Raw genomic sequence first — 13155 nt, 5'->3', positions numbered from 1 at the left:
ATAGAGTTCCCCAAAATGACCATAAAGTAACTGGTTGATACCTTTCTTTAAAGAATTTGGTGCTTGCTTGTGTTTCTAATAAATTGTGATAGCGATCGCAAATTCTAAATCTTGTCGTTGCGATAGTTCCCAGTTTTGCAAAGTCTCTTCTAGCTTCAAACCAATTCTCACTCTCAAATAAACCAGCTCACTGACAATCATGATAAAGCTTTTCTGTTTTAAATAAATGAATTTTGTTTTTCTAAAAGCGCATTTAATTACCAATTATGGGCCACAAATTATTAGTTCACGATCGCCTGATTCTAAATTAAATATTTATTTTAATTAATAGTAATAATTGATAAATTTCCTGTTTTAAGATATAGGAATGCTGATGATAAACTCAGAACCTTTTCCTAAGATAGATTTTACTTCTAGAATTCCCCTATGTTTTTGAACAATTATTTGATAGGCAATTGATAATCCTAATCCTGTTCCTTTCCCCACAGGTTTTGTTGTGAACAAATGACCAAATATTTTTTGCTGAACATCCGACGACATTCCTACACCATTATCTTGGATCCTAATCAATGCGTGATTTTCATCTTTGTTTCGAGCAGTATGAATTATAATTTGATTGGGACTTTTATTAATTTCATCAAAACTCAATCCAGAATTCGACTCATCTAAAGCATCAATTGCATTTGCCAACAAATTCATAAATACCTGACTCAATTGTCCTGGAAAGCATGGTAAGGGAGGAAGCTCACCGTAATTTTTAATTACTTGAATAGCAGGACGAATCTTATTATCTTTCAAGCGATGCTTGAGAATAAAAAGAGTGTTATCAATACCTTCATTAAGGTTAAACAGAACTTTTTGTTCTGTATCTGCTCTAGAGAAACTTCGCAAGCTATTGCTAATACTAGAAATGCGATTAGTACCTTCTTTCATTGATGAAACTAGTTTAGGTAAATCCTCGCGCACATACTCTATATCCATTACTTGGATTATTTCTTGAATTTCTTGAGATGCTTGAGGATAGGTTTTTTGATATAGGTCGATCAGATGTAACAAATTCTGAATATACTCTTGAGCCGGAGCCAGATTACCTTCTATAAAGCCAACTGGATTGTTAATCTCATGAGCTACATCTGCAACTAGACTTCCCAAACTAGACATTTTATTCTGCATTATCTGAAGATTAAGAAGCATCATTTCTAGTTCATGGGTTCTTTCTTCTAGATTGTTTTGATATTCTTTTAATTCAGCAATTACTTTCCTGAGCAAATATTCTTTTTTTTCATTTGTCTCTTCTAGCTTTACCCGGTCTACTTCAGAACGCTCTAATTGCTTTTGGAGAATTCTATTCGCTTTTTTTAGTTCCTTATTTTCTTGTTGGTAATCCACAAATTCCATAAGCTTCTATCGAGTTCCCAAAATTAAAGTTACAAAAGTTTCATTGTGGAATTGTGTCTCGCTAATTCGATCTATAGGAGCAATTTCTCCATAAGAATAAAATCCACAAGCAGGTAAATGGTAAGTTAAACAGAGTTTTGTATTCTGGTACTCTTCTTTTGCTCTCGTACCAAGTATTTGCCGACGAGCTACACATGAAAAAAATAAAACAGCACTTGGTTCTGCACCTGGATAACTATTTAAAGCATTCATGAATGATGCTTTGGAAGCTACCAAAATATCTTCATAACCTGCTTCTGCAATTTGAATTACAGCTCGATCGGGAATATCTGCAAAAAAGGTGATGCTACCAGATTCCTGATTGTAAGCAATCGGCGCTCTTATATAAAAATTGTCTCCATTCCGATCAAATACTGCTAGAGGATATTCCATTGAAGGAGGAAGTAAACCTAGATAATGATGATAAAAATCTAAAGCTGGTTTACCATCTATTTCATAGAGTATGTTCTTATCTATTTTAGTCACTTGGCTTATTTGACCGATAGGATGCCAACCACTTGCAACACCATGAGAAAACAATATTGTGCCCGAAAAAAGCAGAATTGGTACAGAATCACTTAATACTTCTGTGTTAAAAAATTGATATGTATTTTGATATCTGGACTGATCGCCTGCTAAACCACCGAATATCGGCACATTTTGACCAAGAGCTAATTTTAAGCCATGCAATATAGATACACCACTAACTGTAAGACTCTCTGGATGAGTTAAACATAGCCTTGGAGTTTCAGTACTTTTTGCTTTGGCTTGCTCTATAGCTTGTTTAGTTACAGCAATTGGATCGCCTGAAACTTTGCGTCCAACTCCTGCATGAATTTCAACTTCGTCTGAGCAAAATAACATTAAGGTGATTGAGTCTTGCTGAAATTCTAAGACTGAAGAAATTTCTCCATCTGTTGTTCCACCAATCAACTCAATACCTGGAAAAACGTGACGAATTTGCTGCAAAATGAGACCATGTTCGAAGTCAATCGCAGAAAAAAGAATCCCAGCTTTTGGTATATCTCCTCCAAGGGAACTGATACATTGCTGAAGAACTTCTTCAATTGCTGACAGAGAATCTGGATCGTTACTGTGACCTACTGCTGTTTTAAACATAAAGATTCCGATAACGGCATTTAGTATGATTAGGAAAGGGGAAGCCTGATGATGAATTCTGAACCGTGTCCTAGTGCTGAATTTACCTCCAGAGTTCCTCCATGTTTTTCGACAACAATTTGATGAGCAATTGATAATCCTAATCCTGTACCTTGACCAACAGGCTTAGTGGTAAATAAATAGTCGAAGATTTTTTGCTGGACATCAGCCGACATTCCCACCCCATTATCTTTAATCCGAATTAGAATATAATTATTGTTTTCATTGAGAGTAGTCTGAATAAAAATTTGATTAGGATTTGCTTCAATTTCAATATAAGTTCGTCCTATATTAGACTCCTCTAAAGAATCAATAGCATTAGCTAATAAATTCATAAATACCTGATTAAGCTGTCCGATAAAGCATTCTAAATCTGGTAAATTCTTGTAATCTCTAATTATTTGAATATCAGGTCGATTCTCGGATGCTTTTAAACGGTGTTTAAGAATCATGATTGTACTGTCAATGCCATCATGAATGTTGCAAGAAACTTTGCGATCGCTATCTGCGCGAGAAAAAGTTCTCAAACTAGTACTAATATTACGAATGCGTTGAACACCCTCTTTCATTGAAGAAATTAAGTTAGGTAAATCGGAAAGCATATACTTCAAATCTATCCCTGCAATTTCCTCTTGAATTTCTGATACCGGATTTGGATAGTACTGCTGATAGAGGTTAATAATATTAGCCATGTCTTGAAAATATACTGAAGCATGTCCGAGATTTCCATGAATGAAACTAACTGGATTATTAATTTCATGAGCAACTCCTGCTACTAACTGACCAAGAGCAGACATTTTTTCTGTCTGCACAAGCTGAAGTTGAGACTCTTGTAGGTCTTTTAATGCCCTAGACAATGCTGCTGTCCTTTCTGCAACTCGTTTCTCTAAAGTTTTTGTAAGATTTCGTAATTGCAGATGGGTTTTAATTCTAGCTAGTAATTCTTCTTCATTAAAGGGTTTAGTAATATAATCAACTGCCCCTATATTTAGACCCCTAACTTTACTATTAGTATCAGAGTTAGCTGTCATAAAAATTACTGGAATATCACAAGTAGCTGAATTTTCTTTCAGTCTTTTACAAGTTTCAAATCCATCTATTCCCGGCATCATTACATCTAATAAAATTAAATCAGGTAATTGCTCTTCAGCCTGCTTGAGTGCCCTATTGCCATCATTTTCTGTAACAACTTTAAAACCAACATTAGTTAATATGTCAAAGACAATTCCTAAATTTGTAGTGGTATCATCCACCACTAAAATTAAACTATCTTCTGGGAGGTTAAGCATTTGTAGATATGGCTTATAATTCATGTATTTAAATTAATTTAACTCCTTATTTATTGTTTACTATTGCCTGCGATCGCAGCTAAGTCACATCTATTTTGCAGACTGACTGGCAAATTTATCCTCTTACAACCATATAGTTCCCAAAAACTCTGATAACAGCAACATTCTCACGCCAAATTGCTCTATGCGACTACGGAAGCGATCGCTCCAACATGACCATTAACTACAAATCTGCACTTTCACTAGAGTCGCAGCTCCTCTTGCATGAAGGCGATCGCTCTAAAATTAGTCATTATTACCCTTGTCTTTTTATAAAATTGTGCTATCTCAGAACAATTTAGTGGATGACATAAGTTATTTTTTTCAGTTAGTCAACAGTATTTATTATGAATAGCCTCTAATATTAATATTTTTATAAGAAAAAATATAATTACGTGTAATTGCGGTTATCTTCTTTCAAAGAAAGTTTAACAATACTGATTAAGTTTTGAAATATTCAGATAGATTTACGCACCACTCAAATCAACGTGAATATCATTTCCATACTGTAGAGCGTATGGGCTTAAACTGAATTATTTTCAAAAAGATTTATATAGGCTCTCTATGAGTCTGTTAATCTTCTTGTTTTGTAATTTATGTTCGTTAATTCTAACCAATCTATTTTTATGAATCAATTACTTTCACATGATTTATACTGCCCATTTCCATCCCTGATGAATAAGTATGTTGATGTTCTAGAAGAATACTCTCTTGAATGGGTACTTCGTTTCAAACTACTTCCAGATAAATCATCTTTTCAACGTTTTTGCAAGGCAAAATTTTTTTTATTAGCTGCAAGTACTTACCCTTCCTGCCAGCTTGAAGAACTGAAGATTGCAAATGATTTATTGAGTTGGTTATTTATTTGGGATGACCAATGCGATTTATCAGATTTAAGAAAACAACCTGAACGACTAAAGGGTTTTCACGATATATTTTTGGGAATATTAAATGGGAAAGAACTTACAAATCAAGATGTACCCCTTGCTCATGCCTTAAGTAACTTAAGACATCGAATACTCGAAAGAGGAAACACAAAATGGTTTCATCACTTTCTCTGTAGCTTTAAAGGCTACTTCCAAGGATGTGTCGAGGAAGCAACTAACCGTATACAGGGAGTTGTACCTGATATTGACACTTATATGGCGATACGTATATTAGCCGGAGGGGTGGAGCCTGTTATCGAATTGATTGAATTTTGCGACCATTTAATAATTTCTGATTTTGTACGAGAACACGACATCGTGAAAGAACTAAAACTGAAGGCAAATAAGGTTCTTTGCTGGGGTAATGATATTTTCTCTGCACTCAGGGAAATGGAAGATGGTGACGTTCATAATTTAGTATTAGTACTGCATTATCAAGAAAACTTGCCTTTAGTACAAGCAATCAATCGTGCTGCTGAAATCCACGATCAAGACGTGCTAAATATGATGAATTTAGAAGCATCTATTCCAAATTTTGGAGAAGAAGAAGATGCTGAACTCGCAAAATATATATCAGGATTGCATAGCTGGATAAGTGCCAATCTCGCTTGGTGCGCTCAATCTACTCGCTATCATACTGCTGAAAAGCTAGAGGTAATTAAATGTTAAAAAAATTGCAATTTTTTAATCAAAGCAGGAAACTTTTGCACATTTTACTTATACTTTTTTCTGCTTGTATTTCTGAGATTTGAGCATTTGAATATAAAATTTCAATAGTCAATTATTACTCTAAAAATAAGGGCGATAACTTAGCACAATTTCAGTAATGAAACATTAAATGCAACTACCTAATCCTCTCAAAACTCCCTCATTACTACAAAAGCTTCAGTGGGTTAATGACCCTGTTAGCTATATGGAAAATGCAGCTCAACAGTATCCCGATATTTTTACCGGAAAAATAATCGGTTTTGGTGACACAGTAGTTTTTGTGAACCATCCCAAGGCAATCCAGGAAATTTTAACTAATGATAGAAAGAAGTTTGCCGCTGTTGGGGAACTCAACGGGATTTTGCAGCCGCTTTTGGGGAATTATTCAGTGGTGATGCTGGAGGGCGATCGCCACAAACGCCAACGACAACTGGTGACACCCTCTTTTCATGGAGAGCGGATGCAAGCCTATGGTCAGCTAGTCTGTAATGTGTCTGAAAAAATCTTTAGTCAGTTACCACTAAATAAGCCCTTTTTAGCACGTAATCTAACACAGGATATATCCCAGCAAGTCATTTTACAGGCTATTTTTGGCTTGTATGAGGGAGAAAAAATTCAAAAACTTAGGCAACTATTGCCGTTGCTGTTAGAGCTTTTCCAATCACCTTTTACCTCTAGCTTATTCTTTTTCTCATTCTTGCAACAAGATTTAGGAGCTTGGAGTCCTTGGGGAAAGTTCCTACGCAATCGAGAACAAATTGATCAATTTCTCTACACTGAAATTGCCGAGTGTCAGCAACAAGCCGACCCAGAACGCATCGATATTCTCTCTTTGCTGATATCATGTCGGGATGAAGCGGGCCAACCGATGACGGTTCAGGAGTTGCGGGATCAGTTAATAACCTTAATACTTGCCGGTTATGAAACTACGGCATCGGCAATGGCTTGGGGATTGTACTGGATTCACCAAAAGCCCTTAGTCCATGAAAAACTGCTCCAAGAACTGGATACTCTCGGTGATTCTCCAGATCCTATGAGCATTTACCGACTGCCATATCTCACAGCTGTCTGTAATGAAACCTTGCGAATTCACCCCGTTACAATGTTTTCGTTTCCCAGAGTAGTGCAAGAACCCGTTGAATTATTGGGACATCCTTTAGAGCCTGGAACTGTTCTGCTTCCCAGTATTTATCTCACTCATCAGCGAGAGGATTTATATCCCCAGCCTAACGAGTTTCAACCAGAGCGCTTTGTCGAACGTCAATTTTCTCCCTATGAATTCCTGGCCTTTGGTGGTGGTGCGCGTCGTTGTATTGGTGAGGCTTTAGCTCTATTTGAGATGAAACTAGTATTAGCAACCGTTTTGTCACGCTATCACTTGGCGCTAGTTGATCGGCATCCAGAGCGGCCTAAGCGTCGAGGTTTTACCCTTGCGCCTTCCAGTGGAGTCAAGATGGTAATTACAGGACGACGTGCCCGTCAAGAGTCTTTAGTTAATATGACAACTACACCCATATCCTAGTAGCTTACCAAAGTTGTTTTGATAAGTCTTAGAAATCACCCAGTTTTTGTGACAAACTGGGTTTTTAGAATTGTAGGTTGGTTAGAGCGGAGCAAAACTCGACAAACTTCCAAGTGTTAGGTTTGGCTTTACTTAACCCAACTCTGTATTTTCAAAGAAGCGTTACTAGTCTAGATATCTGACTGTTGCATTGGGATCTCAATCATGAACTCAGTCCCGTTTCCTAATGAAGAATCACAGGTTAAACTACCCTTGTGTTTGTCCACAATAATCTGATAGCTAATGGACAACCCCAACCCCGTACCACTTCCTACTGGCTTGGTGGTAAAAAATGGGTCAAAGATTTTCTGCTGCACTGCTTTTGTCATACCAGAACCGTTATCGGCAATCCGAATTCTCGCCGTATTAGAATCTGTTAGTTCAGTAAAGATATGAATTTTTCCTACCATATCAGAAGCCTCTGATGCGTCTATGTCCTTTATTATTTGTTTTTTGTCATTTATTAAGGATGGATAACCAATGACAAATGCATCTTCTAAAGCATCGATTGCATTACTCAGGATATTCATAAACACCTGATTTAGTTGACCAGGGTAACAAATAACTTCTGGTAATTTACCATATTCTTTGATAACTTCAATTTTAGGAAAATTGCTATTTTCTTTAAGTCGGTGTTGTAAAATCATTAAGGTGCTGTCTATCCCTTCATGAATATCTACAGGCTTCATCTCAGATTCATCTAAGCGAGAAAAGTTACGTAAGCCCAAAACAATATTTCGGATACGCGAACTCCCCACTTTCATTGAATCTAGAATCTTTGGCAAGTCTTCTGCTAGAAAATCTATATCAATCTCCTCATATTTCTCCTCAAGTAAAGGCGAAGGATGGGGATATTCCTGCTGATAAACAACTAGCAAATCAAGCAAATCTTGGACATACTCACCAGCGTGATTAATATTGCCATGAATAAAGTTAATAGGGTTATTTATTTCATGAGCAATGCCAGCAACCATTTGTCCTAAAGAAGACATTTTTTCACTTTGAATCAATTTAATTTGGGTACGCTGTAATTCCTGTAGAGTCTCTTGTAAATAGTTATTTTTGTCGTTGAGTTCCTGCGTTCTTTCCTGAACTTTTTCTTCTAAGGTATGGTTGTATTCCTCCAAGCTTTCTTTTGCTTGTGCCAAATTTTTGTAGAGGATAGCATTCTCTAGGGATATTGCTGCTTGAGTGGTGAGGAGTTTGAGTACTTCTACGCGCTCGCGTGTAAATGCTCCTGTTGTCAGATGATTTTCTAGGTAAATAATCCCAATCAATTTACCTTGATTTAGAAGAGGTATAGACAATAAACTCTTAGGTTCTTCACTAATAATGTAGTTATCACTTGCTAGAAAAGAAACAGCCCTTGCATCATCAATAACCAAGATTTCTCTAGAGCGTTTAACGTAGTTAATCAAAGTAATGGGAACATCGTAGCTTGACTCAAGGGAGGTTGATGGAAACTCAGTGTAGGTATGCTCAAAATTTGAACTTGAACAAACAGCTGTGACAGTTAATGCTAAGTTATCACCTTCGCTCAAAATTAAAGCGCATTTAGAAGCTCCTGCATTCTCCATAATAACTTCCATCAAAGTAGAAAGTAGTCGTTCGAGCTCGATTTCTCCAGAGAGCGCTTGAGATGCTTTAATGAATGCGGCTAAATCCAGAGAATCAGAAATACTTGTCTTCGAACCAATAACAGTTTGCTGATTACTCAAAGTAGATAAAGATGAGATAGATGTGTTATTGAAAGAAGTGCTTTCCTGGCTAGAATGGCTACTCAGTTTTTCTTGCTGAAATATGGGAGCAAGTAACTGGGGATAGCGTTTTGCCAAATCGTCAACCTTGGCTAATGCTCCCCAGCGAACGTAGCTATAGTAGGCATCAGTTAGGTAAGTTTGAGCAATTTTATCTTTGTCCCACTCTAGATAAAATTTAGCCGCAAGTTCATAAGCAAGAGCTTCTTCGTTGATATACTCATGTTTTTTTGCAAGGGAGATAGCATGATCATAGGATTCCATTGCTTCAATATATTGATCCCTGATTCGATGCAGTTCAGCTTCTACAAGATAATATTTGTGTAAATAATTCATGGGGGCATGATGTGCCCATTTTTGCATCTTTTCCTGATTAGCTTGTACTTTATCAAGAATAAGCTTTTGCTCAGAAGCAGATACCTCAGAATACACGGCGAGTCTAGCCAGTGAATCGTAAAAATGGAAAAGAGGAAAAACTAGCTGTCCTATACCACCATATAAATACTTTTCTGCCAAAGTAGCATTTTCAACCGCTTGAGGGAACTCATGAAATGAGTAGCATAATTGCAATTTATTGTAATATAAATATAAAAGTCCTATAGCATCATTGCTTTGAAAATGAAGCGGCTGTATTATTTCCTCATTATATGCTTTACCGATCAAATAACATGGATTTACAACATTTCCCAGCCAGTTTAAAGTACTCTGCTGATATATGCTATTCCAGTTAAATATTGTTTCTTGCTTGATTTGTCTGATGGCATTGCTGTAAGTTGCTATCTCCCGTTCCAGCTCTACTAGTTCTTTACCGATAAAATATGTAGAATAGCAATAATTATTAAGACAATAGGCTGCATGTTCTAAATCTCCAGTTTCTAGCCCAGCAGAGTAAGCCTCAAGCAAAGGTTTTAATATTTCCTTAGTATGCTCCTTCCAATGCCAGATAGCTGTATAGAACACCATCATAATCTTAGTTTTAACTTCCTTAACATTGGATTTAACTAAAAGGCTCAAAGCTAATTTGCCAAATTGATAGCCAGATTCAATATCTCCTACTACTCCGCAGAGAATTACTCCGTAAGCAACATAAGCATAAGCAGACGAGGAAGTATTACCATATTTGAGAGATAAGTTGATTTGTTTAATAACAATCAGCAAAAACAGCTCAGGAGTGACTGAATAGGTTACAGCAGTTACAGCCGATAGGATGCGCATAGCTGCTATCTGCTGGGATTCTGTCATCTCCGGTAGGTTCATTAAGTCATCAATGCGCCTATCATTAAGATTTAATGCTAATTCCGCCATTGCTAGCTGAATATCAGACTGTCCTGGATTTTCAGGAAACTCCACTCCCAAAAGCTTCAAAAAGGTTAGAGCAGTATTTACAGCCTCCAAAGCTTGGTTCTGCGCCCCATAAGCCTGAATTTTTACTTCATAAACTTTCACTTTTTCTAGCAGTGGTTTACGCACCAACACTACCTCTGCTAATTGCTCCATCTGTTCAAAGTTGCCAGCTAAATATGCTGCCTCCGTTGCAGTTTCATATAAAGCCAGGGTGAGATAATGTTTCGTCTCCCAGCTATCATTTGCTAAGAGTTGGATACCCATAGTTAAATACTTAACCGCAGATGGATAAGCTGTTGATGCTAAAGCTTTTCTTCCAGCAGTTAGATTCATCTGGGCCAGTTCATCTCGTTTTGTTTGAGGAGAGATGAATTCTATTGCGATATTAAACTGATTGACAAGTTCAAAAATCTTTTCTTCCTGTTCTGCAACAGGAATACTATTCAATAACAGTAGCCCAATTTTTAAGTGTATTGGCTTTTTTTGTTCTTCAGGAATCAAAGAATAAGCTGCTTGCTGCACCCGATCATGTACGAATTTATATTTAGGTAGCTGTAAATTAGAACTAGAAAATTCTATGGATTCTATTCCATGAACAATGAATTCTTGATTAGTATTTTCTTTCGCAAAGATGTTGTAATTTTCAGTCTGTGGTAAGATTAGTCCCTCAAGTAAGGCTTGCCACAAATCTGATGCTGTATCTACTACAGATTTTTCGTTGACGATCGCTAGACTATTTAAGTCAAATTGATTACCAATACAGGCAGCTAGTTTTAAAACCTTTTGGGTATATATTGGCAATTTTTCTATTTGTAGGGCAATAAATTCTACTACATCATCTGTGAGAGCTAACTCTTTAACTTTGGAAATATCATACTGCCAATGGCCAACATCAAAGTTTAATACAATTAGTCCATCATCGTGTAAAGACTTGAGGAATTGCACGGAAAAGAATGGGTTGCCTTTGGTTTTGGCAAACACCATCTGGGTAAGAGGAACTGCGACTACTTCAGCACAATGCAGAGTATCAGCAATGAGATTATTTAAATCACCTTGATTTAAAGGTGCTAAGGTGATTGTATTAATAGCTGCTCCGGCTTTTTCAATTTCCTGTAGTGTCAAATAAAGCGGATCTACTTTGAAAACTTCATTGTCTCGATAAGAACCAATTAACAATAAACCTCCCTGATTCTCATGTGTGTCTTCTGCATTTCTGGCCAAAGAAGATGAAATACTTTCACACATTAGTAACTGAATTATTTTTAAAGATGCTGTATCTGCCCATTGCAAGTCATCAAGAAAGATAACTAGGGGATGTTCTTTAGTTGTGAAGATTTGAATGAATTTTTGAAACAATAAATTGAAACGATTTTGGGCAGCACTACCAGAGAGTTCTGTAACCGGAGCTTGCTTACCAATAATCTGTTCGACTTCAGGTATTACATCGATAATTACCTGAGTCTGTGTACCCAATTCCCGCAGGATTTTGGCTTTCCATTGTTGTATTTGGGCATCAGTTTCTGAGAGTAGTTGCCCGATTAAATCTCTAAAAGCTTGCACCAATCCTGATAAGGGAATGTCACGTTGAAACTGGTCAAACTTTCCTTTGATGAAGTAACTACGCTGTCGCACAATCGGTTTGTGGACTTCATTGACTACAGCAGTTTTGCCAATGCCAGAGAAACCCGCGACTAATATCATTTCTGTTGCCCCTTCTGTTACACGCTTAAAAGCAGCGAGTAGGGTTTCAACTTCACCTTGGCGACCATAGAGTTTTTCAGGGATTACGAAACGGTCTGAGATGTCCCTCATGCCTACTTCAAAGGGTGCAATATTTCCTGTTTCTTGCCACTGCTTTTGGCACACCTCCAAGTCATGCTTTAACCCCAAAGCACTCTGATAGCGGTCTTCGGCATTTTTCGCCATTAGTTTACCGATCATTTCAGACAAAATTGCCGGAATCTTAGAATTAATCCGGCTGGCTTTTAGCGGTTGTTTAGCGATATGAGAGTAAACTAACTCCATCGGATCTTTAGTAGTGAAGGGTAACTGTCCAGTGAGGAGTTGAAAGAAGGTAATACCAAGGGAATAAAAATCAGTCCGGTAGTCAATACCCCGGTTCATCCTTCCAGTTTGTTCTGGAGAAATGTAAGCCAGAGTACCTTCTAAGATGTTGGGATTCGTGAGAAATTGAATTTCTCTTGGTAGGAGGGTGGCAATGCTAAAGTCGATGATTTTTACTTCATCTGTGGTTGGGTTTATTAGGATGTTGGCAGGCTTGATGTCTTTGTGAATGATGCGATCGCGATGTAGTCCCTCAAGGGTAGAAGCAATTTTAATCGCAATGTTGAAAAACTCATTGAGGGAAAGACAGTTTTCCTTCTTTTCCTTGTTCTCTATTCGCCAGTCTTGCAGGGAAATGCCGCCAAAATCTTCCATAACTAAGATGTAGCTGTTACGGTAGCTTTCTAGGCTATAGGTTTTGAGTATGCCAGGAATATCGAGGTTTTTGGTGATGATATACTGATTGCGGAACTGGGCGATTTCCGCGAACGTAGGATATTCATTCCGCATTAATTTGAGAACAACTGGTTTTTGGTCTTGTTCTCTAATGCCCCGATAAACTAGAGTTTTACTACCTGAGTATATTTGCTCGGTGATGTGATAGCCAGGGAACGCATATAATGTATCTAATACTACTAACATTGCAGCCTATGCTCATAATTCTTGTTTCTATGTCTTAGTATTCCCGTGCGAAGGCTATCATTATCATGAAATAATAATTTCATTTGTTTAATTTGTATTAATAAAAATAATTTTTTAATACATATCTTCTCTGGAACTATGTAATTTTGAATAGACTAATTTGGGTATAAAAACATAAGTTAGTAAAAATGTTTTTACTAACTGTATCTGGCAAATGTTCCGTATTACTG

At 37.1% G+C, this 13155-nt stretch carries 7 protein-coding genes; 2 read left to right on the top strand and 5 right to left on the bottom strand.

Features of this window, described 5'->3' with window-relative positions; genetic code table 11:
* Nucleotides 1–75 precede the first annotated feature (75 nt).
* From IQ274_RS37375 to IQ274_RS16500, 4 genes are all read right to left on the bottom strand, one after another.
* Nucleotides 76–201 (bottom strand): hypothetical protein, encoded by a 126-nt coding sequence (locus IQ274_RS37375; RefSeq protein ID WP_265578548.1) that lies wholly within the window; start codon nucleotides 199–201, stop codon nucleotides 76–78.
* A 153-nt stretch (nucleotides 202–354) separates the two neighbouring features.
* Nucleotides 355–1398, bottom strand: coding sequence for a sensor histidine kinase (locus IQ274_RS16510; RefSeq protein ID WP_194142891.1), 1044 nt, complete (start codon nucleotides 1396–1398; stop codon nucleotides 355–357).
* 6 nt (nucleotides 1399–1404) lie between these two features.
* Nucleotides 1405–2556, bottom strand: a complete 1152-nt coding sequence (locus IQ274_RS16505; protein WP_163929262.1) for an FIST signal transduction protein — start codon at nucleotides 2554–2556, stop codon at nucleotides 1405–1407.
* Between the two features lie 29 nt (nucleotides 2557–2585).
* On the bottom strand, nucleotides 2586–3908 hold the full coding sequence (locus IQ274_RS16500) for a response regulator (protein ID WP_228058214.1): 1323 nt from the start codon (nucleotides 3906–3908) through the stop codon (nucleotides 2586–2588).
* 641 nt (nucleotides 3909–4549) lie between these two features.
* Here IQ274_RS16500 and IQ274_RS16495 point away from each other — a divergent pair.
* Nucleotides 4550–5518 (top strand): terpene synthase family protein, encoded by a 969-nt coding sequence (locus IQ274_RS16495; protein WP_194142890.1) that lies wholly within the window; start codon nucleotides 4550–4552, stop codon nucleotides 5516–5518.
* Nucleotides 5519–5687: 169 nt separating this feature from the next.
* Nucleotides 5688–7079, top strand: a complete 1392-nt coding sequence (locus IQ274_RS16490) for a cytochrome P450 (protein ID WP_194142889.1) — start codon at nucleotides 5688–5690, stop codon at nucleotides 7077–7079.
* Nucleotides 7080–7249: 170 nt separating this feature from the next.
* Here IQ274_RS16490 and IQ274_RS16485 read toward each other — a convergent pair whose 3' ends face one another.
* Nucleotides 7250–12925 (bottom strand): ATP-binding sensor histidine kinase, encoded by a 5676-nt coding sequence (locus IQ274_RS16485; RefSeq protein WP_194142888.1) that lies wholly within the window; start codon nucleotides 12923–12925, stop codon nucleotides 7250–7252.
* Nucleotides 12926–13155: the final 230 nt, after the last annotated feature.

Origin of the sequence: Nostoc sp. LEGE 12447 (assembly GCF_015206985.1) — a bacterium.
In the GTDB taxonomy this organism is placed as follows: domain Bacteria; phylum Cyanobacteriota; class Cyanobacteriia; order Cyanobacteriales; family Nostocaceae; genus Nostoc.
This window is presented reverse-complemented; position numbering and strand designations above follow the sequence as displayed.